Below are 22,093 nucleotides of genomic sequence, written 5' to 3'. Positions count from 1 at the left end.
GGGGTATCGCCGTGGCTCGATCACTTCTCGTCTTGCTGGCGCTGGGATTGTTTTCGGCCCAGGCGGCCGCCGCTGTGCGGCCACTCACCGACTTGCCGCTGCAACCCGACGGCGAACAGCACTGGCGCCTGCCCGCCGGCGAATACCGTGGCTCGTTCAGCATCGACCAGCCGATGCAACTCACCTGCGCCCCCGACGCCATCTTCCAGGCCGAAGGACAGGGCAACGGCCTGATCATCAGCGCCCCTGACGTCAGCGTGCAGGGCTGCACTTTCCTCGACTGGGGCCGCGACCTCACCGCGATGAACGCCGCGGTCTTCATCCAGCCCCAGGCCCAGCGCACACAACTGCGCGGCAACTACCTGCAAGGTCCAGGCTTTGGCATCTGGGTCGACGGCACCGCCGACGTGAGCCTGATCGACAACCGCATCCAGGGCGACCCGCTGCTGCGTTCCCAGGACCGAGGCAACGGCATCCACTTGTACGCGGTGCACGGTGCTCGGGTCATTGGCAACCAGGTGCGCGAGGCCCGCGACGGTATCTACATCGACACCTCCAACGGCAACCTGCTGCAAGGCAACACCCTCGAAGACCTGCGTTACGGCATCCACTACATGTTCGCCAACGACAACCAGGTACTCGGCAACACCACCCGCCGCACCCGCACCGGCTATGCGCTGATGCAAAGCCGCAAGCTCACGGTGATCGGCAACCGCTCCGAGCAGGACCAGAACTACGGGATCCTGATGAACTACATCACCTATTCCACCTTGCAGGACAACCTCGTCAGCGACGTGCGCGACGGTTCCACCGGCGACAGCATGATCACCGGCGGCGAAGGCAAGGCGCTGTTTATCTATAACTCGCTGTTCAACCGCATCGAACACAACCGCTTCGAGCGCAGCGCCGTGGGCATTCACCTCACGGCCGGCTCGGAAGACAACCGCATCGCCGGCAACGCCTTTATCGGCAACCGCCGCCAGGTCAAGTACGTGGCCACACGCTTGCAGGAATGGTCGGCCGACGGCCGTGGCAATTTCTGGAGCGACTACCTGGGCTGGGACCGCAACGGCGATGGCCTCGGCGATGTGGTCTACGAGCCCAACGACAACGTCGACCGCCTGCTGTGGTTGTACCCCCAGGTGCGCCTGTTGATGAACAGTCCTGGCATCGAGCTGTTGCGTTGGGTGCAACGTGCATTTCCGGTGATGAAGTCGCCCGGGGTGATGGACAGCCACCCCTTGATGCAAGCCCCCAACCACAAGGAACCTGCATGATGAACGTCGTCGAGATCGAAGGCGTCACCCAGCGTTATGGGCGCACGGCGGTGCTGCACGATTTGAACCTGAGCCTGGCTCCCGGCGAAGTGCTGGGCCTGTTCGGGCATAACGGCGCGGGCAAGACCACCGCGATGAAACTGGTGCTGGGCTTATTGCAGCCCGGCGCAGGGCAGGTGCGGGTCTTCGGCCGCGCGCCGAGCGATCCCCGGGTACGGCGCATGCTCGGCTATCTGCCGGAAAACGTGACCTTCTATGCGCAGTTGAGCGGCCTCGAAACCTTGCGTCATTTCGCTCGGCTCAAGGGCGCGCCGCTGCATCAGGTCGACCGCCTGCTGCACGACGTCGGCCTGGGCGCAGCGGCCGAGCGGCGGGTCAAGACCTACTCCAAAGGCATGCGCCAGCGCCTTGGGCTGGCCCAGGCGCTGCTGGGTGAACCCCGCCTGTTGCTGCTCGACGAACCCACCGTCGGCCTTGATCCGGTCGCCACCCAGGACCTGTACGGTTTGCTCGACCGCCTGCGCGAGGGCGGTACCAGCATCATCCTGTGCTCCCACGTGTTGCCGGGCGTGGAGGCGCATATCAACCGCGCCGCGATCCTCACCCAAGGCCGTCTGCTCGCACTGGGCAGTCTCGCGCAATTGCGTGCCGAGGCCGGGTTGCCGACGCTGATCCGCAGCCGTGGCCTGCAACGCCCGGACATGTTGCAACAGCGCTGGAGCGCCGCCGGGCATGTCACCCAGACCTGGGGCCCAGGTGGCCTGCAAGTGGCGGCGCACGCGAACGACAAGATGGACCTGCTGCGCCAGTTGCTGGTGCTGGACAGCCCCAGCGACGTGGAGCTTTTGCCGCCGTCCCTGGAGGACATCTATCGCCACTACCTCAACAGCGGGGAGGTCGCCTTATGAACGCAGTCTGGAACCTGGCCCGCAAAGAGTTTGGCGACGGCCTGCGCAACCGCTGGTTGTTGGCGATCAGCCTGTTGTTCGCAGTATTGGCCATCGGTATCGCCTGGCTTGGCGCGGCCGCCGCCGGGCAATTGGGCTTCACGTCGATCCCGGCGACCATCGCCAGCCTGGCCAGCCTGGCGACTTTCCTGATGCCGCTGATCGCGTTGTTGCTGGCCTACGACGCCATTGTCGGCGAAGACGAAAGCGGCACCTTGTTGCTGCTGCTCACTTACCCGCTGGGACGCGGGCAGATCCTGTTGGGCAAGTTTGTCGGGCATGGGCTGATCCTGGCCCTGGCCACCGTGATCGGCTTTGGTTGCGCGATGTTCGCCATTGCGCTGTTGGTGGATGACGTTGAACTGGGCCTGCTGCTCTGGGCGTTCGGCCGCTTCATGCTGACCTCGACATTGCTGGGCTGGGGTTTTCTCGGCCTGGCCTACGCGCTGAGCAGCCTCTGCGCAGAAAAATCCACCGCCGCCGGCCTGGCGCTGGGCGTGTGGTTCTTCTTTGTACTGGTGTTCGACCTCGGTTTGCTCGCCTTGCTGGTGCTGAGCAAAGGTCAATTCAACCCTCAGGGCTTGCCGTGGTTGCTGCTGTTCAACCCCACCGATGTGTATCGGCTGATCAACCTCGCGGGCTTCGACACGGGGACTGCATCGGTCGGGGTCATGGCCCTGGGCAGCGACCTCGATGTGCCGGCGCCAGTGTTATGGGCATGCCTGCTGGCGTGGGTCGGCGTACCGCTGGCGCTGGCCTATGGCTTGTTCAAACGGCGCGCGACCTGAAGAATTCTTATGACGGCTGGAGTCACGTTTATGGGTGTAAAAACACGGGTAATGGCGGCGCTGTTGGCCGGCCTGGTGCTGGCGGCGTGCGACAAGGCGCCAGAGTCGAGCTTCACCGATGCACCGGTGGCGTTTCATCCCAATGATGAGTGTCATGTGTGCGGCATGGTCATCAGCGAATTCCCCGGGCCCAAGGGCCAGGTGGTGGAGCGCGACGGGGTGAAGAAGTTCTGCTCCACCGCCGAAATGCTCGGCTGGTGGTTGCAGCCGGAAAACCACCACGACACGGCCAAGCTGTATGTGCATGACATGGGGCGCAGCCACTGGGATGCACCGGACGACACGCAGCTGATCGATGCGCGCACGGCGTTTTATGTGATCGGCACCGGGCTCAAGGGCGCGATGGGGGTGGTGCTGGCGTCGTTCGCCGATGAGGCCAAGGCGCAAAAGGTCGCGGCGGATACGGGTGGGCGCGTGCTGCGGTTTGCCGAAATTGACCTGGCGCTGTTGCAGCAACCGGCAGGCATGGCCCACAGCGGGCACTGAGTCAGCCTGCCTGGTAGCCCATCAGCTGTTCTTCGCACAGGATCCGGATGGTGCGCCGCTGCACCTCGATCAAGCCACTTTCGACCAGCCGGTGCAGGATCCTTGAAAAGGTCTCCGGCTGGATCCCCAGCTTCGATGCCACCAGGCGCTTGGGCACTTGCAGCACCACCTCACCGCTGACGGCATTGCGCTCCTGGAACAGGAAATTGATCACTCGGCGACTGGCGTTGGCCAGGGTCAGGGTGTCGATGTCTTGCAAGCGCTGGTGCAGGTGGATGCTCATGCTGCCGAGGATCGCCAGGCAGATCTGCGGCTGGTCCTCCAGGGCACGGCGGTAGTGCTGGCCTTCGATGCTGACCAACACGCTGTCTTTAAGCGCGGTGGCGCTGACCGGGTAGGCCTTGGCTTGGGTGAACAGCAGCGCCTCGGCAAAGGTCTGGCCGGGTTGGATGACTTCCACCAGGTGCTCCTGGCCTTCGCCCGTGACGCGGTGCAGTTTGATCTGGCCGCTGACCAGCAGGAAGAAACGCTCGGCGGGGTCGCCCTGATGCACGAGCGGCGTGTGGCCGGGCAGGCGCTTGAGGTTGGCCAGGGTGCAGACGTCCTGGAAGGTTTTTTCCGGTAGCCGGCTGAACAGGTGGTGTCGGCGCAGGGTCAGTACGATTTGGGGGTGGGTGAGCATGGGTTGGGGCCTCCGCGGGTGATCAGGGTAGGGCGCCTTGGGGGAATGCGGCTATGCCTCTGAAGGAGTACCTCTGGGGCTTGAGTCCATATCCGTTGCTGCGGTCACCCTCTACCAACAGTGCCGCCGCCTTCGCAGCCTCGCTAAAGCTCGACAGCTCCCACAGGGGATTGGCGGTGTGAGAGGGATCTCCAGCCGAGCGCTGACATCCCAGCAACACAGCTCAAATGTGGGAGCGGGCTTGCCCGCGAAAGCGGTGGTTCAGCCAACATCTCCACCAGCAGTGCCGCCGCCTTCGCAGCCTCGCTAAAGCTCGACAGCTCCCACAGGGGATTGGCGGTGTGAGAGGGATCTCCAGCCGAACGCTGACATCCCAGCAACACAGCTCAAATGTGGGAGCGGGCTTGCCCGCGAAAGCGGTGGCTCAGCCAACACCTCTACCAACAGTGCCGCCGCCTTCGCAGCCTGCTAGGGCTCGACAGCTCCCACAGGGGATTGGCGGTGTGAGAGGGATCTCCAGCCGAGCGCTGACATCCCAGCAACACAGCTCAAATGTGGGAGCGGGCTTGCCCGCGAAAGCGGTGGTTCAGCCAACATCTCCACCAGCAGTGCCGCCGCCTTCGCAGCCTCGCTAAAGCTCGACAGCTCCCACAGGGGATTGGCGGTGTGAGAGGGATCTCCAGCCGAGCGCTGACATCCCAGCAATACAGCTCAAATGTGGGAGCGGGCTTGCCCGCGAAAGCGGTGGTTCAGCCAACATCTCCACCAGCAGTGCCGCCGCCTTCGCAGCCTCGCTAGGGCTCGACAGCTCCCACAGGGGATTGGCGGTGTGAGAGGGATCTCCAGCCGAGCGCTGACATCCCAGCAACACAGCTCAAATGTGGGAGCGGGCTTGCCCGCGAAAGCGGTGGTTCAGCCAACATCTCCACCAGCAGTGCCACCGCCTTCGCAGCCTCGCTAGGGCTCGACAGCTCCCACAGGGGATTGGCGGTGTGAGAGGGATCTCCAGCCGAGCGCTGACATCCCAGCAACACAGCTCAAATGTGGGAGCGGGCTTGCCCGCGAAAGCGGTGGTTCAGCCAACATCTCCACCAGCAGTGCCACCGCCTTCGCAGCCTCGCTAGGGCTCGACAGCTCCCACAGGGGATTGGCGGTGTGAGAGGGATCTCCAGCCGAGCGCTGACATCCCAGCAACACAGCTCAAATGTGGGAGCGGGCTTGCCCGCGAAAGCGGTGGCTCAGCCAACATCTCCACCAGCAGTGCCGCCGCCTTCGCAGCCTCGCTAGGGCTCGACAGCTCCCACAGGGGATTGGCGGTGTGAGAGGGATCTCCAGCCGAGCGCTGACATCCCAGCAATACAGCTCAAATGTGGGAGCGGGCTTGCCCGCGAAAGCGGTGGTTCAGCCAACATCTCCACCAGCAGTGCCACCGCCTTCGCAGCCTCGCTAAAGCTCGACAGCTCCCACAGGGGATTGGCAGTGCCTGGGTTCACCCCACCTGCCGCAAATGCTCCATCGCCCAAACCGCCGCCTCCACCCGCGACCTCAACCCCAGCTTGTGCAGCAGATTCTTCACATGCACCTTCACCGTCCCCTCGGTAATCCCCAACTTATGCCCGATTACCTTGTTGCTGTAGCCACTGGCAATCGTCCTCAGTACCTGCCGCTCGCGCTCAGTCAATTCCACCGCCGCGTGCGGCTGCGGCGAGCGCAGTGCCTGGGCCAGTACGCGGGTCAAGCCGGGGCTGATCACCAGGGCGCCATGCAGGGCGTCGCGGATGAATTCGACCACCAGCTCCGGTTCCATGTCCTTGAGCAGATAGCCATTGGCATCCAGGCGCAGGGCATCGCGGATGTCGTCTTCGGCGTCGGACACGGTAAACAGCAGCACCTTGCCCGCGTAGTCCATGGCGCGCAGGCGGCGCAGGGTTTCCAGGCCGTTCATGTGCGGCATGTTGTTGTCCAGCAGCACCAAGTCCGGTTGCAGTGCGTCGATCTGGTCGAGGGCTTCCTGGCCGTTGCCGGCTTCACCGACGACGCGCAGGTCGTCTTCCAGTTCGAGGATCTGGCGCATGCCGTGGCGCATCATCGGGTGGTCGTCGACCAGCAGGATACGGTGGCGAGTGGACGTGTTCATGGGGCGGTGCCTTGTAGAGAGTGGCCGAGAAATTCCGGCTGGAAACGCAGTTGCACCCGTGTGCCCTGGGGCTCGCGGGGCTGGATGTCGAGGTGGCCGTGCAGGCTGCGGGCGCGTTCGTCCATGATGGTCAGGCCGTGGTGTTCGCGGGTGTCGACGGCGCCGCAGAAACCCCGGCCATCGTCTTCGATGCTCAGGCTGACGGTCTCGCCGACCTGGCGCAGTTGCAGCCAGGCGTTCTGCGCATGGGCGTGCCGCAGGCAGTTGGACAGGGCTTCGCGGGTGATCTGCAACATATGGATCTGTTCGCTGGCTGAAAGCTGGAAGGCCAGCGCGTCCACATGCAGGTGCACCTGGAACTCGCCGCGTCGGGAGAACTCCTCGGCGGTGTCTTGCAGCTCTTGTACCAGCCCGGCGTCGTGGATTTGCAGGCGGAACGTGGTGAGCAATTCGCGCAACTGGCGATAGGCGTTGTTGAGCCCGTCACGCAGTTCGGCGGTGACGTTGGCCAGGGTCTCGACCGGTTCGCCACGGCGGATCAGGGTCTGCATGCGGCTGACTTGCAGCTTCATGTAGGACAGCGCCTGGGCCAGGGAGTCGTGCAGTTCGCGGGCGATGATGGTGCGCTCATCCAGTAGCAACAGGCGGTGGTCCTGCTCGCGCTGGCGCTTGAGGGACAACGAGGTGCCGATCAGGTTGGCCAAGGCCTGGATCAGTTGTTTCTCCCAATCCTGGGGCGCATGGCCGTCGAGGAAGTGTGCCTTGAGTTCGCCGAGTTCGGCGCCCTGGTTGCTGATGCTGAACACCTGCGGCGGCGCGACGTGGTGGCGTTCGCAGGTGGCGCAATCGCCGATCGCGCAGATGTTGCGGCTCTGTTCGCCGTGCAGGGCGAGCATCTGCTGCGCCGGGGCGAGGAAGTGGCCTTGCAGGCACAGCGACAGGCGCAGGCCCGGCAGGCGTTTCTGGAAGCGCCGGATCAGTTCGTCCAGGCCCTCGGCGTTGGCCAGCCGCGTGGCCAGGCTGCGGCTGCTCTGGTACAGCAGTTCGAGGGCGGCGTTGGCTTGTTGCAGGTTGAGGGTCTTGCGCTGCACCTGGCTTTCCAGGGTGCGGTGGGAGGCTTCGATGGTTTCGGCCATGGCGTTGAAGCTCAGGGCCAGTTGGCCGAGTTCGTCTTCGGAGCGGTGATTGACCCGGGTCTTGTAGTCGCCATCGCGAAAGCGCCGGGTCGCGTGCACCAGCTCCTGCAAGGGCGTGACTACGCCGTACTGCAATTCGTACAAGCCCAGCAGCAGAATGATCAAGGTGCTGAACAGCGCCAGCCCCTGGATCGCCTGTTGCCAGCCTTGCTTGTGCTCGCTCTGTTGCTGCAACAGCGCGACGAAGTGGTTCAGTTGCTCGACAAACGCCGGCGCACGCGCCTGGAACAGCGCCGCATCGCCGCCCATCACTGCCGGGCGCAGCTCCTCGTTCCAGCGTTGCTGGATCTGCTGGTAACTCTGCTGCAGTGCGCTGTTGGGGCCGTCTTCGAGCACCGCCTTGAGCGATTGGCTGTCGAGGCGCCGCTGCAGGCTCTGGCTGACCTCGGCGATCTCGTCCGGCCGCGCCCCGGCGGCGAGTTTCCAGCTGAGGTGGTAGGTCTCCATGCGCACTGAGCCGGCGGTGTTGACCGCCGCCGCATCGCCCTGGCTGAACCAGGCAATCAGCCCGGCGCTGAGGGAACTGGCAAGCGCCAGGATCGCAATCAGGATCACCGCCAGCCCGGCCCGGGCGGGCAGGGAGCTGCGCAGCCAGTCAAGCATGACGGCGGATCTGGAGGGGGCGGCAACGGGACATGGGCGCACCTGGAACGGGAAAGGGGGTCGAATGTGGCCTTCCCTGGCGCACTACCTCTAAAGAATTGCCGGCGAACCCTCCCACGGATAAAAGCCGGCACAAGAGAGCAATCCATTGATAAATAAAGGCTTTCTCTTGTTTTGCTGGCTACCTCCTTGGAGGTAGACGGGGTCAGCATAGCCCCATACCCACCCGGCCCACGTTGATCTGGGTCAAGTTCTGCGGGGGTGTCGCCCCTAACCTGCGCTCATGGAATCACTTTCTGGAGCGCATACCGTGACTCAACCCCGTATAAGACAAGGCCTGGTGCTGGGCATGAGCACCCTGGCCTTCACCGTCTGCTTTATGGTGTGGATGATGTTCGCCGTGCTCGGCGTGCCCATCAAGGAGCTGCTGCAACTCAACGAAACCCAGTTCGGCCTGCTGGCCGCCACGCCGGTGTTGACCGGTTCCCTGGTGCGCTTGCCGCTGGGACTGCTCACCGACCGCTTCGGCGGGCGCATCGTGTTCTTCCTGCTGATGCTCGCCTGCGTGCTGCCGCTGTACCTGATCACCTACGCCACCGCCTACTGGCAGTTCCTGGTGCTCGGCCTGTTTGTCGGCCTGGCCGGCGGCTCGTTTTCGGTGGGCATTGCGTACGTCGCCAAGTGGTTCGACAAAGACAACCAGGGCTTTGCCATGGGCGTGTTCGGTGCCGGCAACGCGGGAGCGGCGGTGACCAAGTTTCTCGCCCCGGCGCTGATCGCCCTCGGCACCTGGCACCTGGTGCCCAAGGTGTTCAGCGCAATCCTGTTTATCACCGCGCTGTTGTTCTGGTTCCTCACCAGCGAAAACAAGACCCACCGCAGCGCCGGTGGCGCGACCCTGCGCCAGCAGTTGCTGTGTCTGAAAGACCCGGCCGTGTGGCGCTACTGCCAGTACTACTCGATTGTGTTCGGTGGTTACGTCGCGCTGGCGCTGTGGGTGACCAAGTACTACGTGCAGGAATACGGCTTCAGCCTGCAAAGCGCGGCGCTGCTGGCCGCGTGTTTCTCCCTGCCCGGCGGTGTGCTGCGCGCAGTGGGCGGCTGGATGTCTGATCGCTGGGGCGCGCAAAGCGTGACCTGGTGGGTGCTGTGGGTGAGCTGGATCTGCCTGTTCCTGCTCAGCTACCCGCAGACCCAACTGCAAGTGATGACCGTCAATGGCCCCCTGGATTTCCATATCGGCCTCAGCCCCACCTTGTTCACCGTGCTGCTGTTTGTGATGGGCATCGCCTTCGCATTTGGCAAGGCCTCGGTCTTCAAGTACATCGCCAATGACTACCCGCAAAACATGGGCGCGGTGTCCGGCATCGTCGGCCTGGCCGGTGGCCTGGGCGGGTTTGTGCTGCCGATCATGTTTGGCGCCCTGGTGGACCTCACCGGCGTGCGCTCGTCCTGCTTCATGTTGATGTACGGCGTGGTCTGGGTATCCCTGACCTGGATGTACCTCAGCGAAATTCGCCAACAGCCGTTGCTCGGCAAACAAGCGCTCCAAGGAGAATGATCATGTCCATCGCGCAAAAGCCCGAATCGGGCCCGGTGATCCACGACTGGCGCCCCGAAGACCCGGCGTTCTGGGGCGCCAGCGGCAAGAAAACCGCGACCCGCAACCTGTGGATCTCGATCCCCGCGCTGTTGCTGGCGTTTGCGGTGTGGATGGTGTGGAGCACGGTGATCGTGCGCCTCAACGCCATCGGGTTCAGTTTCACCACCGACCAGCTGTTCTGGTTGGCGGCATTGCCGGGCCTGTCCGGTGCCACCTTGCGCGTGTTCTATTCGTTCATGGTGCCGATCTTCGGCGGGCGCCGCTGGACCGCCCTGAGCACCGCGTCCTTGCTGCTGCCGTCGCTGTGGATGGGCTTTGCGGTGCAAGACCCGGGCACGCCCTACAGCGTGTTTGTGCTGATCGCCTTGCTCTGTGGTTTTGGCGGCGGCAACTTCGCCTCCAGCATGTCCAACATCAGCTTTTTCTACCCCAAGGCCCAGCAGGGCACCGCCCTCGGCTTGAACGCTGGCCTGGGTAACCTGGGGGTGTCGGTGATGCAGTTCTGCGTGCCGCTGGTGATCACCTTCGCCGCATTCGGGGCACTCGGTGGCCAGCCGCAGACCCTGGCCGATGGCAGCCAACTATGGTTGCAGAACGCCGGTTTCATCTGGGTGCCGTTCATCCTCACCGTCACCGTGGCGGCGTGGTTCGGCATGAATGACCTGTCCAGCGCCCGTGCCTCGTTCAGCGACCAGGCGGTGATCTTCAAGCGCAAGCACAACTGGCTGATGTGCTGGTTGTACCTGGCGACCTTTGGTTCGTTCATCGGCTTCTCGGCGGCATTCCCGCTGCTGATCAAGACCTCCTTCCCGGACGTGGTCGCCCTCAAGTTCGCCTTTCTCGGCCCACTGGTGGGCGCGCTGGTACGCCCATTGGGCGGCTGGCTGGCAGACAAGTTGGGCGGGGCGCGGGTGACCCTGTGGAACTTCGTGCTGATGATCGTGATGGTGTTCGGCGTGCTGCACTTCCTGCCGCAGAACGGTGAGGCGGGCAGCTTCTACGGCTTTCTCGGCATGTTCATGCTGCTGTTTATCACCACCGGCATCGGCAACGGCTCCACCTTCCGCATGATCCCGGTGATCTTCCGCACCGTTCACGAGAAGGCCAGCGCCGGCAAACCCGCTGCGGTGCGTGAACAGGCCCTGAAGGATGCCGGCAAGGAGTCTGCTGCGGTGCTGGGGTTCAGCTCGGCCATGGGCGCGTTCGGCGCGTTCTTCATCCCCAAATCCTTCGGCTCGTCCATGGCCGCCACCGGCAGCCCGGCGATGGCCTTCTACATGTTTGTCGGTTTCTACCTGAGCTGCATCGTCGTGACCTGGTGGTGGTACGCCCGCAAAGGCTGCGCCACACCCTGCTGATCGACCACGAATTCGCGGGGCAACGCACCCCACGGCACGCCTGATGAGGAAAGCATCATGAGTCACTTACTGGATCAATTGCGGTTCTTCAACCGCAAGCAAGACGAGTTCTCCAACGGCCACGGCGAGACCCGCAAAGAGTCCCGCGACTGGGAAAACGTCTACCGTTCGCGCTGGCAGTACGACAAGATCGTGCGCTCCACCCACGGGGTGAACTGCACCGGTTCCTGCTCGTGGAAGATCTACGTGAAGAACGGCCTGATCACCTGGGAAACCCAGCAGACCGACTACCCGCGTACCCGCAACGACCTGCCCAACCACGAGCCCCGGGGTTGCCCGCGCGGCGCGAGCTACAGCTGGTACATCTACAGCGCCAACCGCCTCAAGTACCCGAAGATCCGCAAGCCGCTGCTCAAGCTGTGGCGTGAAGCGCGCCTGACCCTGGCGCCTGTGGAGGCCTGGGCGAGCATTGTCGAGGACAAGGCCAAGGCCGAATCGTACAAGAGCAAGCGCGGCATGGGCGGGTTTATCCGCTCCAACTGGGAGGAGGTGAACGAGATCATCGCCGCCTCCAACGTCTACACCATCAAGCAATATGGGCCGGACCGCATCGTCGGGTTCTCGCCGATCCCGGCCATGTCCATGGTCAGCTATGCGGCGGGCTCCCGTTACCTGTCGCTGCTGGGCGGCGTGTGCCTGAGTTTCTACGACTGGTACTGCGACCTGCCGCCCGCCTCGCCGATGGTGTGGGGCGAGCAGACCGACGTGCCGGAATCGGCCGACTGGTACAACTCCAACTACATCATCGCCTGGGGTTCCAACGTCCCGCAGACCCGTACCCCCGACGCGCACTTCTTCACCGAGGTGCGTTACAAGGGCACCAAGACCGTGGCCATCACCCCCGACTATTCGGAAGTGGCCAAGCTCACCGACCTGTGGCTCAACCCCAAGCAGGGCACCGACGCCGCGTTGGCCCAGGCCTTCAACCATGTGATCTTCAAGGAATTTCACCTGGACCACCCGAGCGCCTATTTCACCGACTACGCCAAGCGCTACACCGACCTGCCGGTGCTGGTGATGCTCAAGCCGGTGACCGGTTTCGCCCCCGGCGCCGGTTTCCAGCCGGACCGCTTCCTGCGCGCCTCGGACCTGATCGACAACCTCGGCCAGGACAACAACCCGGAATGGAAAACCATCGCCCTCGACGAGAGCGGCGCGCTGGTATCGCCACAAGGCTCTATCGGCTACCGCTGGGGCGAGAAGGGCAAGTGGAACATCCTCGCCAAAGAGGGCGGTGAAGGCCGCGCGATTGACCTGAAACTCAGCCTGATCGGTGGCGACGTCGCTGAAGTGGCCTTCCCGTATTTTGCCGGTGAAGCCCACGAGCACTTCCAGCACGTGGCCGGTGAGGCCGTGCAGTTCCGCCGCGTGCCGGTGCACAGCGTAGTGCTGGCCGATGGCAGCGTGGCCAAGGTTGCCAGTGTGTTCGACCTGTCCGCCGCCAACCTGGCCATCGACCGTGGCCTGGGCGGCAGCAACGTGGCCAGGGACTACGACGACGCCAGCGTGCCCGGCACCCCGGCCTGGCAGGAAGCGATCACCGGCGTCAGCCGCGAGAAGGCGATCCAGATCGCCCGCGAATTCGCCGACAACGCCGACAAGACCCGTGGACGCTCGATGATCATCGTCGGCGCGGCGATGAACCACTGGTACCACATGGACATGAACTACCGTGGCCTGATCAACATGCTCATGCTCTGCGGGTGCGTCGGTCAGAGCGGTGGCGGCTGGGCACACTACGTCGGCCAGGAAAAACTGCGCCCGCAATGCGGCTGGCTGCCCCTTGCCTTTGGCCTGGACTGGAACCGTCCGCCGCGCCAGATGAACGGCACCAGTTTCTTCTACGGCCACAGCTCGCAGTGGCGCCACGAAAAAATGAACATGCACGACGTGCTCTCGCCCCTGGCAGACAAGGCGCAGTTCCCCACCCACGCCCTGGATTACAACATCCGCGCCGAACGCGCCGGCTGGCTGCCCAGCGCGCCGCAACTCAACACCAACCCGCTGCACATCTGCCGTGATGCGGCGGCGGCGGGCATGGCGCCCAAGGACTACGTGGTCAAGGCCTGGCAGGACGGCACCTTGCGCTTCGCCTGCGAACAACCGGACAGCCCGGTGAACTTCCCGCGCAACATGTTCATCTGGCGTTCCAACCTGCTCGGTTCGTCGGGCAAGGGCCACGAGTACATGCTCAAGTACCTGCTGGGCACCAAGAACGGCGTGATGAACGAAGACATCGGTTTTGGCGGCGAGAGCAAGCCCACCGAAGCCGAATGGGTCGACGACGGTGCCATTGGCAAGCTGGATCTGGTGACCACCCTGGACTTCCGCATGTCGTCCACCTGCGTGTATTCCGACATCGTCCTGCCGACCGCCACCTGGTACGAAAAAGACGACATGAACACCTCGGACATGCACCCGTTCATCCACCCCTTGTCGGCGGCGATCGACCCGGCGTGGGAGTCGCGCTCCGACTGGGAAATCTACAAGGGCATCGCCAAGACGTTCTCGGCCATGGCGGTCGGGCACCTGGGTGTCGAGCAGGACCTGGTCACCGTGCCGCTGATGCATGACAGCGTTGGTGAACTGGCCCAGCCATTCGGCGGCACCGACTGGAAAAGCGCCGGTGTGGCGCCCGTGCCCGGCAAGAACGCGCCGAACATGGCGGTGGTGGAGCGTGACTACCCGAACATCTACAAGAAATTCACCTCCCTCGGCCCGTTGCTGGAAAAGCTCGGCAACGGCGGCAAGGGCATCAACTGGAATACCGATGACGAGGTCGAGTTCCTTGGTGAGCTGAATCATCACGAAGGCGAGGCGGGCATCAGCCAGGGGCGGCCGAAGATCGACACGGCCATTGATGCGGCCGAGGTCATTCTGTCCCTGGCCCCGGAAACCAATGGTCACGTGGCAGTCAAGGCGTGGGCGGCGCTGTCGGAATTCACCGGCATCGACCACAGCCACCTGGCATTGCCCAAGGCCCACGAGGCGATTCGCTTCCGCGACATCCAGGCGCAGCCGCGCAAGATCATTTCCAGCCCCACCTGGTCGGGCCTGGAAGACGATCACGTGAGCTACAACGCCGGTTACACCAACGTCCATGAAAACATCCCATGGCGCACCATCACCGGCCGCCAGCAGTTCTACCAGGACCACCCGTGGATGCAGGCCTTCGGCGAACAACTGATGAGCTACCGGCCGCCGGTCAACACCCGCACCATCGAAGGGGTGAAGGGCAAGCGCAGCAATGGCGAGCCGGAGATCGTGCTGAACTGGATCACCCCGCACCAGAAGTGGGGCATCCACAGCACCTACAGCGACAACCTGCTGATGCTCACCCTGAGCCGTGGCGGGCCGATTGTGTGGCTCTCGGAGATCGACGCGAAACGCGCCGGCATCGAGGACAACGACTGGATCGAATGCTTCAACGTCAATGGCGCACTGACCGCCCGCGCGGTGGTCAGCCAGCGCGTCAAGGAGGGCATGGTGATGATGTACCACGCCCAGGAACGCATCGTGAACGTGCCGGGCTCGGAAACCACCAAGACCCGTGGCGGCCACCACAACTCGGTGACCCGCGTGGTGCTCAAGCCGACCCACATGATCGGCGGCTATGCCCAGCAGGCCTACGGTTTCAACTATTACGGCACGGTCGGTTGCAACCGCGACGAGTTTGTCGTGGTGCGCAAGATGGCCAAGGTCGACTGGCTCGATGGCTCCCATGGCGATGACCTGCCACGCCCATTGCCGACTGACATCGAGGAGAACTGAGATGAAAATCCGCTCACAAATCGGCATGGTCCTCAACCTGGACAAATGCATCGGCTGCCACACCTGCTCGATCACCTGCAAAAACGTCTGGACCAGCCGCGAAGGCATGGAATACGCGTGGTTCAACAACGTCGAATCCAAGCCCGGCATCGGCTACCCCAAGGAGTGGGAAAACCAGGACAAGTGGAAGGGCGGCTGGCAGCGCAACGCCAACGGCACGATCAACCCGCGCATCGGCGGCAAGTTCCGCGTGCTCGCGAACATCTTTGCCAACCCTGACCTGCCGGGCCTGGACGACTACTACGAGCCGTTCGATTTTGACTACCAGCACCTGCACACTGCACCGCTGGGCGAACACCAACCCACTGCACGCCCACGTTCGGTGGTGTCGGGCAAGCGCATGCAGAAAATCGAGTGGGGGCCGAACTGGGAGGAAATCCTCGGTACCGAATTCGCCAAGCGTCGCAAGGACAAGAACTTCGACCAGATCCAGGCCGACATCTACGGTGAGTACGAAAACACCTTCATGATGTACCTGCCGCGCCTGTGCGAGCACTGCCTCAACCCGGCGTGCGCGGCGTCGTGCCCCAGCGGCGCGATCTACAAGCGCGAAGAAGACGGCATCGTGCTGATCGACCAGGAAAAATGCCGTGGCTGGCGCATGTGCATCAGCGGCTGCCCGTACAAGAAAATCTACTTCAACTGGAAGAGCGGCAAGTCCGAGAAGTGCATCTTCTGCTACCCGCGCATCGAGGCCGGCATGCCGACGGTGTGCGCCGAAACCTGCGTCGGTCGCATTCGCTACCTCGGCGTGTTGCTGTATGACGCCGACCGCATCAGCGAAGTGGCGAGCACCGCCAGCGAGCAGGACCTGTACGAGAAACAGCTGGAAATTTTCCTCGACCCCAACGACCCGGCGGTGATCCGTCAGGCCCTGGCCGATGGTGTGCCACAGTCGGTGATCGACTCGGCGCAGCGCTCGCCGGTGTACAAAATGGCCGTGGACTGGAAACTCGCGCTGCCGCTGCACCCCGAATACCGCACCTTGCCGATGGTCTGGTACGTGCCGCCACTTTCGCCCATCCAGAACGCAGCGGCCGCTGGCACCGTGGGCATGAACGGGGTGATCCCGGATGTCGACAGCCTGCGCATCCCCCTGCGCTACCTGGCCAATATGCTCACGGCGGGCGATGAAAAACCGGTCAAGCGCGCGCTGAAACGCTTGCTGGCGATGCGTGCGTTCAAACGTTCCCAGCAAGTCGACGGCGTGCAGGATCTGCAAGTGCTCGAAGACGTCGGCCTGACGGTGCCTCAGGTGGAGGAGATGTATCGCTACCTGGCCATCGCCAACTACGAGGACCGGTTTGTGGTGCCGAGTGCGCACCGCGAAGACGCCATGAGCGACGCGTTCGCCGAGCGTTCCGGTTGTGGTTTCAGCTTTGGCAGCGGCTGCAGCGGCAGTTCCGACACCAATATGTTCGGCGCCAAGAAGGCCAACCGCCGCGACGTGTTGAAAACCGTCCAGATCTGGGAGGACTGAGCCATGCGCATTCTTAAAGTGATTTCGCTGCTGCTGGACTATCCCACCGAGCGCCTGGTGAGCGGCCGCGATGAATTGGAGCAGGCGATCATCGAGTCGCGGGAAATCAGCCCCAAGCAACGCGGTGCGCTGTTCGAGCTGCTGGAACTGATCTGCGCCAACGACCTGATGGATGGCCAGGAACACTACGGCGCGCTGTTTGGCCGTGGGCGTTCGTTGTCGCTGCTGTTGTTCGAGCACGTGCATGGCGAGTCCCGCGACCGTGGCCAGGCCATGGTCGACATGATGGCCCAGTACGAGGCCGCCGGGTTTGCCATCGGCGTCAAGGAGCTGCCGGACTACATCCCGCTGTACCTGGAGTTCTTGTCGACCCGCGAAGACATCGAGGCCCGCGAGGGCCTGGCGGATGTGGCGCACCTGTTGGCCTTGCTCGGCGCACGTCTGGAGGAGCGCGAAAGCGCCTATGCCAGTTGCTTCCGTGCGTTGTTGCAGATCGCCGGCGCCGAGCCGCACCAGGCCGTGGCCGAGGTGCGTGCCCAGGTCGCCGCCGAGCCGCGTGACGACTCCCTCGAGGCCCTCGACAAGGTGTGGGAAGAGGAGGCCGTGGACTTCATGCAGGCCGAACAGCAGGACCGTTGCAGTGCGATGCCGAGCGCACCGGGCAAGGCCCGCGAGGAAAGTGCGGTGCCGTTGCACTGGGTGGATTTTCAGCAGCAAGGGCCGGCCGCCGTGCCGGCCGGGGAGGTGGGTAATGTCTAAGTGGAATTTGCTGGTATTCGGGATCTATCCCTATGTCGCCCTGGCGATCTGCCTGTTGGGCAGTTGGGCGCGGTTTGACCTGTCGCAGTACACCTGGAAGGCCGGTTCCAGCCAGATGCTGAGCAACCGTGGCATGCGTGTGGCGAGCAACCTGTTCCATGTCGGCGTGCTGTTTGTGCTGGCCGGGCATTTTGTCGGCCTACTCACCCCGGCGTCGGTGTATCACCACGTGATCAGCACCGAGCACAAGCAACTGCTGGCGATGGTCTCCGGTGGGTTTTTCGGCCTGCTGTGCCTGGTGGGCTTGTTGATGCTGGTCAAGCGGCGCCTAGGTGATCCACGGGTGCGGGCGACGTCGAGTGCGTCGGACATCCTGATCCTGCTGGTGCTGCTCGCGCAGTTGCTGCTGGGCTTGCTGACCATCGTCGCCTCCACTGGCCATATGGACGGCTCGGTGATGGTGATGCTCGCCGACTGGGCGCAGAACGTGGTGCTGCTGCGGCCGGTGGAAGCGGCGGCGTCGATTGCGCCGGTGTCGCTGATCTACAAGGCCCACGTGGCGCTGGGCCTGACCTTGTTCGTGCTGTTCCCGTTTACCCGCTTGGTGCACGTGGTCAGCGCACCGATCTGGTACCTGGGACGGCGTTATCAAATCGTACGGCAGAAGGCGTGAGGAGACGGTCATGACAACAGGATGCGGATGTGGCGGGGGTTGTGGGTCGTCGGCGCCAGCGCCGGAACCTCAAGTGGAGGTGGTGCCAGCGGCACCTGAATTGATCGCCAGCAGTGAACAGGAATGGCCGATCGTCAGCGTCAACGGTGTGCCCATCACGCCCGAGGCGATGGCCCTGGAGTTGCAATACCACCCGGCCGAGAGCCGTGAATCGGCGGTGTACCTGGCCGCCCGGGCGTTGGTGATCCGCGAGCTGTTGCAGCAGCGCATTGCCGAACTCGGCCTGGCCATGGACATCGGCCCCGGCGAGAACGAAGAGGAAGCGGCTACGCGTTTGCTGCTGGAGCGTGAAATCAGCGTGCCGCAGTGTGATGAAGCGACCTGCCTGCATTACTTCGAAAGCAATCGCGGGCGCTTCCACAGCGCGCCGTTGCTGGCGGTGCGGCACATCCTGCTCGAATGCGCGCCGGACGATGCCGAAGCGCGGCAGATGGCCCATGTACAGGCCGAAATCCTGCTGCTGAGCCTGACCCAGGAGCCTGGCAGTTTCGCCGAGTTGGCCCTCAAGTACTCGGCGTGCCCATCCAAGGCCCAGGGCGGTTCGTTGGGCCAGATCAGCAAGGGCCAGACCGTGCCGGAACTGGAGCGGCAACTGTTCACGCTGGCCCCGGGGCTGGCCGACAAACCCCTGGAAAGCCGCTACGGCTGGCACGTGATCAGCATCGACCAGCGCGTCGAAGGCCAGCCGTTGCCCTATGAAGCGGTGGCTGGCGCGATCCGCACCCAGTTGCAGCAGGGCGTGTGGCAGAAGGCGCTGGTGCAGTACCTGCAAACCCTGATTGGCGCGGCGGACATCCGTGGCCTCGCCTTGCAGGGCGCCGACTCGCCGTTGGTGCAGTGATATGAGCCTGGTGGATGGGCTCGGCCGTTCGATTGACTACCTGCGCCTGTCGGTGACCGACCGTTGTGATTTTCGCTGTGTGTACTGCATGGCGAAAACCATGACCTTTCTGCCACGCCAGCAGGTACTGAGCCTGGAAGAACTGCAACGCCTGGCCGCGCTGTTTGTGGGGCAGGGCGTGCGCAAGATCCGCCTCACCGGCGGTGAGCCGCTGATCCGTCCGGGCATTGTCGAGCTGTGTCGCAACATCGCTGCGCTGCCCGGTTTGCGCGAGCTGGTGATGACCAGCAACGGCTCGCAGTTGGTGCGGTTGGCGCGGCCGTTGGCGGCGGCGGGGGTCAAGCGCATGAATATCAGCCTTGACAGCCTTGATCCCGAGCGGTTTCGCGCGATCACGCGCAACGGTGATTTGCACCAGGTGCTGGGCGGCATCGAAGCGGCCAGCGCGGCGGGGTTCGAGCGGGTCAAGCTCAACTGCGTGGTGATGAAAGGGCGCAACTTCGACGAGGTGCCGGCGTTGGCGCGTTATGCGATCGAGCAGGGCATCGACATCAGCTTTATCGAGGAAATGCCCCTGGGCGATGTGGGCCGTTCGCGGGGCGAGACGTTTTGCCCCAGTGACGAGGTGCGCGCCGTGATCGCCCGGGACTATGAGCTGCTCGACAGCGCCGAGAGCAGCGGCGGCCCGGCGCGTTATGTGCGTCTGGCACGGCATCCGGGCACGCGCATCGGGTTTATCTCGCCGAACTCGCACAACTTTTGCGGCAGCTGCAACCGGGTACGCATGACGGTGGAGGGGCGTTTGTTGTTGTGCCTGGGGCAGGAGGATGCGTTGGATCTGCGTGGGTTGCTCAGGCGCTATCCACTGGACGATCAACCGCTGATCGAGGCGTTGCACAAGGCGTTGCGGGGTAAGCCGTTGCGCCATGATTTCACCGGGGCGGGGGAGGTGCAGGTGGTGCGATTTATGAATATGAGTGGGGGGTGATGAAGGGGGTCCGTATCCGTTGCTTCGGTAATGGCGGCCTGAGAGCCGGCCGGTATGTGCGGTTCAAAATTGTGGGAGCGGGTCTCCCTGTATCTGGTGGAACTGCCGCCATTACCGAAGGAATGGTTACGGGCACGATCTGAAAAAACTTGACCCCGATCAATGGCCGCCCAAACCAACCTCCGTAATATCACTGCATGTTGTGTCAAAAGAATCAAAATTATCTATATGTAGTGTCTGGAGCCTCCCAATGCAAACCGCTCTCACCCCGCTGGCCAGCACCCATCTCTACAAGCGCGACGGCACCCTGGCCCCCTTCGACGCCGAAAAAATCCGCCAAGCCCTGATCGCCGCCGGCAACGCCACCGCTGAGTACCAGGCCGCCGAAGTCGACGTGTTGCTGGGCGCGGTGCTGGCTCGGCTGCGGGGGATCGAACGGCTGGACGTGGAACAAATCCAGGACAGCGTCGAACGTGTATTGATGGACGCCGGTTACTTCCTGTCGATGCGCGCCTACATCGTCTACCGCGAGCAGCACGGCCGCTTGCGCCGCGATCGCAAGACCCTGGTGGAAGTCGCCACGTCGATGAACGAATACCTCGACCGTGAAGACTGGCGCGTGCAGGCGAATGCCAACCAGGGCTATTCCCTCGGTGGGCTGGTGCTGAATGTGGCGGGCAAGGTCACCGCCAATTACTGGCTGGATGAGGTCTACAGCGAGGCGATCGGCCGTGCGCATCGCGAGGCCGACCTGCATATCCATGACCTGGACATGCTCGCCGGTTATTGCGCCGGCTGGTCGCTGCGCTCGTTGTTGCATGAAGGCCTCAACGGCGTGCCGGGCCGGGTCGAGGCGGGGCCGCCGAAGCACTTGAGCAGCGCCCTGGGGCAGATGGTCAACTTCCTCGGCACCCTGCAAAACGAGTGGGCCGGGGCCCAGGCGTTCAGCTCGTTCGATACTTACCTGGCGCCCTATGTGCGCAAGGATCAGTTGAGCTACCCCGAAGTACGCCAGGCGTTGCAAGAGTTCATCTACAACCTCAACGTGCCGTCGCGCTGGGGCACCCAGACGCCATTTACCAACCTGACCTTCGACTGGGTGTGCCCTGAAGACCTGCGCGAGCAAGTTCCGGTGATCGGCGGTGAGGAAATGCCGTTCGCCTATGGCGACCTGCACGCCGAAATGGAGTTGATCAACCGTGCCTACATCGAAGTGATGCAGGCCGGGGACGCCAAGGGCCGGGTGTTCACCTTCCCGATTCCGACCTACAACATCACCCACGATTTCCCCTGGGACAGCCCCAACGCCGACCGCCTGTTCGAGATGACGGCGCGCTATGGCTTGCCGTATTTCCAGAACTTCCTCAATTCCGATATGCAACCCAATCAGGTGCGCTCGATGTGCTGCCGCCTGCAACTGGACGTGCGCGAATTGCTCAAGCGCGGCGGTGGCCTGTTCGGTTCGGCGGAGCAGACCGGCAGCCTCGGCGTGGTGACGATCAACTGCGCGCGCCTGGGCTATCTGTTCAAGGGCAATACCTCGGGCTTGTTGCAACGCCTGGACAACCTGATGGAACTGGCGATGGAAAGCCTGGAGGTCAAGCGCAAGGTGATCCAGCACCATATGGACGCCGGGCTCTACCCCTACACCAAGCGTTACCTGGGCACGCTGCGCAATCACTTCTCGACCATCGGCCTCAACGGCATGCACGAGATGCTGCGCAATTTCAGCGACGACGAGCAGGGCATGCACACCGCCCAGGGCCGCGAATTCGCGCTCAAGCTGCTTGACCACGTGCGCGCCACCTTGCTGCGGTTCCAGGAAGAAACCGGCCACCTCTACAACCTCGAAGCGACCCCGGCGGAAGGCACCACCTACCGTTTCGCCAAGGAAGACCGCAAGCGCTATCCGCAGATCCTGCAAGCGGGCAGCGCGGTCGCGCCGTACTACACCAACTCCTCGCAATTGCCGGTGGGCTTCACCCAGGACCCGTTCGAAGCCCTGGAGCTGCAAGACGAACTGCAATGCAAATACACCGGCGGCACCGTGTTGCACCTGTACATGGCCGAGCAGATTTCCTCGACCCAGGCCTGCAAGCAGTTGGTGCGCAAGGCGCTGGGGCGTTTCCGCCTGCCGTACCTGACGGTCACGCCGACGTTTTCGATCTGCCCGGTGCACGGCTACCTGGCGGGCGAACATGAGTTCTGCCCCAAGTGCGACGAGGTCCTGGCCGCGGCCCGATAAGCTTTTTTCAACCCCAAGG

The 22,093-nt window shown here is 63.5% G+C and carries 16 protein-coding genes; 13 read left to right on the top strand and 3 right to left on the bottom strand.

Annotated elements, in window-relative coordinates:
- The first annotated feature begins 11 nt into the window (after positions 1-11).
- From PSH81_RS15395 to PSH81_RS15380, 4 genes are read left to right on the top strand one after another with little or no spacing between them, the layout of a single operon-like run.
- The gene (locus PSH81_RS15395) at positions 12-1,277 is read left to right on the top strand and encodes a nitrous oxide reductase family maturation protein NosD (protein WP_226457829.1); all 1,266 of its coding nucleotides are present in this window, start codon (positions 12-14) and stop codon (positions 1,275-1,277) included.
- Complete coding sequence (locus tag PSH81_RS15390) at positions 1,277-2,185, top strand: ABC transporter ATP-binding protein (protein WP_226457831.1); 909 nt, start codon at positions 1,277-1,279, stop codon at positions 2,183-2,185. Before PSH81_RS15395 ends, PSH81_RS15390 begins: the two co-directional genes overlap by 1 nt.
- Positions 2,182-3,012, top strand: a complete 831-nt coding sequence (locus PSH81_RS15385; RefSeq protein WP_305391004.1) for an ABC transporter permease — start codon at positions 2,182-2,184, stop codon at positions 3,010-3,012. The genes PSH81_RS15390 and PSH81_RS15385 overlap by 4 nt, the downstream gene beginning before the upstream one ends.
- A 30-nt stretch (positions 3,013-3,042) precedes the next feature.
- Complete coding sequence (locus PSH81_RS15380; RefSeq protein ID WP_305391003.1) at positions 3,043-3,558, top strand: nitrous oxide reductase accessory protein NosL; 516 nt, start codon at positions 3,043-3,045, stop codon at positions 3,556-3,558.
- A 1-nt stretch (position 3,559) separates the two neighbouring features.
- Here the strand turns inward: PSH81_RS15380 and PSH81_RS15375 are convergent, their stop codons facing one another.
- From PSH81_RS15375 to PSH81_RS15365, 3 genes are all read right to left on the bottom strand, one after another.
- On the bottom strand, positions 3,560-4,240 hold the full coding sequence (locus PSH81_RS15375) for a Crp/Fnr family transcriptional regulator (RefSeq protein WP_226457826.1): 681 nt from the start codon (positions 4,238-4,240) through the stop codon (positions 3,560-3,562).
- 1,489 nt (positions 4,241-5,729) lie between these two features.
- On the bottom strand, positions 5,730-6,377 hold the full coding sequence (gene narL / locus PSH81_RS15370; protein ID WP_226457783.1) for a two-component system response regulator NarL: 648 nt from the start codon (positions 6,375-6,377) through the stop codon (positions 5,730-5,732).
- Complete coding sequence (locus PSH81_RS15365; protein WP_305391002.1) at positions 6,374-8,176, bottom strand: HAMP domain-containing protein; 1,803 nt, start codon at positions 8,174-8,176, stop codon at positions 6,374-6,376. The genes narL and PSH81_RS15365 overlap by 4 nt, the downstream gene beginning before the upstream one ends.
- 310 nt (positions 8,177-8,486) lie before the next feature.
- Between PSH81_RS15365 and PSH81_RS15360 the strand changes: the two genes are divergently transcribed.
- The 9 genes from PSH81_RS15360 (at position 8,487) to PSH81_RS15320 (ending at position 22,074) form a co-directional block, all read left to right on the top strand.
- On the top strand, positions 8,487-9,737 hold the full coding sequence (locus PSH81_RS15360) for a nitrate/nitrite transporter (protein WP_305391001.1): 1,251 nt from the start codon (positions 8,487-8,489) through the stop codon (positions 9,735-9,737).
- A 2-nt stretch (positions 9,738-9,739) separates the two neighbouring features.
- Positions 9,740-11,137 (top strand): NarK family nitrate/nitrite MFS transporter, encoded by a 1,398-nt coding sequence (locus tag PSH81_RS15355; RefSeq protein WP_192300736.1) that lies wholly within the window; start codon positions 9,740-9,742, stop codon positions 11,135-11,137.
- Positions 11,138-11,194: 57 nt separating this feature from the next.
- Entirely contained in the window at positions 11,195-14,968 is a 3,774-nt protein-coding gene (locus PSH81_RS15350; protein WP_305391000.1) for a nitrate reductase subunit alpha, read from the top strand.
- Between the two features lies 1 nt (position 14,969).
- Positions 14,970-16,508: a nitrate reductase subunit beta gene (gene narH / locus PSH81_RS15345; RefSeq protein ID WP_192300734.1), complete on the top strand. Its 1,539-nt coding sequence runs from the start codon at positions 14,970-14,972 to the stop codon at positions 16,506-16,508.
- A 3-nt stretch (positions 16,509-16,511) separates the two neighbouring features.
- The gene (narJ, locus tag PSH81_RS15340) at positions 16,512-17,267 is read left to right on the top strand and encodes a nitrate reductase molybdenum cofactor assembly chaperone (protein WP_192300733.1); all 756 of its coding nucleotides are present in this window, start codon (positions 16,512-16,514) and stop codon (positions 17,265-17,267) included.
- Positions 17,260-17,940, top strand: coding sequence for a respiratory nitrate reductase subunit gamma (gene narI / locus PSH81_RS15335; RefSeq protein ID WP_192300732.1), 681 nt, complete (start codon positions 17,260-17,262; stop codon positions 17,938-17,940). Before narJ ends, narI begins: the two co-directional genes overlap by 8 nt.
- 10 nt (positions 17,941-17,950) lie before the next feature.
- Positions 17,951-18,841 carry a peptidylprolyl isomerase gene (locus tag PSH81_RS15330; protein WP_226457779.1) on the top strand — a complete coding sequence of 297 codons (891 nt, stop codon included), beginning with the start codon at positions 17,951-17,953 and terminating at the stop codon, positions 18,839-18,841.
- A 1-nt stretch (position 18,842) separates the two neighbouring features.
- The gene (moaA, locus tag PSH81_RS15325) at positions 18,843-19,829 is read left to right on the top strand and encodes a GTP 3',8-cyclase MoaA (RefSeq protein ID WP_305390999.1); all 987 of its coding nucleotides are present in this window, start codon (positions 18,843-18,845) and stop codon (positions 19,827-19,829) included.
- A 250-nt stretch (positions 19,830-20,079) separates the two neighbouring features.
- Positions 20,080-22,074, top strand: a complete 1,995-nt coding sequence (locus tag PSH81_RS15320; RefSeq protein WP_370694867.1) for a ribonucleoside triphosphate reductase — start codon at positions 20,080-20,082, stop codon at positions 22,072-22,074.
- Positions 22,075-22,093: the final 19 nt, after the last annotated feature.

The organism is Pseudomonas sp. FP2335 (assembly GCF_030687535.1).
Lineage (GTDB): Bacteria > Pseudomonadota > Gammaproteobacteria > Pseudomonadales > Pseudomonadaceae > Aquipseudomonas.
The sequence above is the reverse complement of the archived record's forward strand: the minus strand, read 5'-3'. Positions and strand labels throughout refer to the sequence as shown.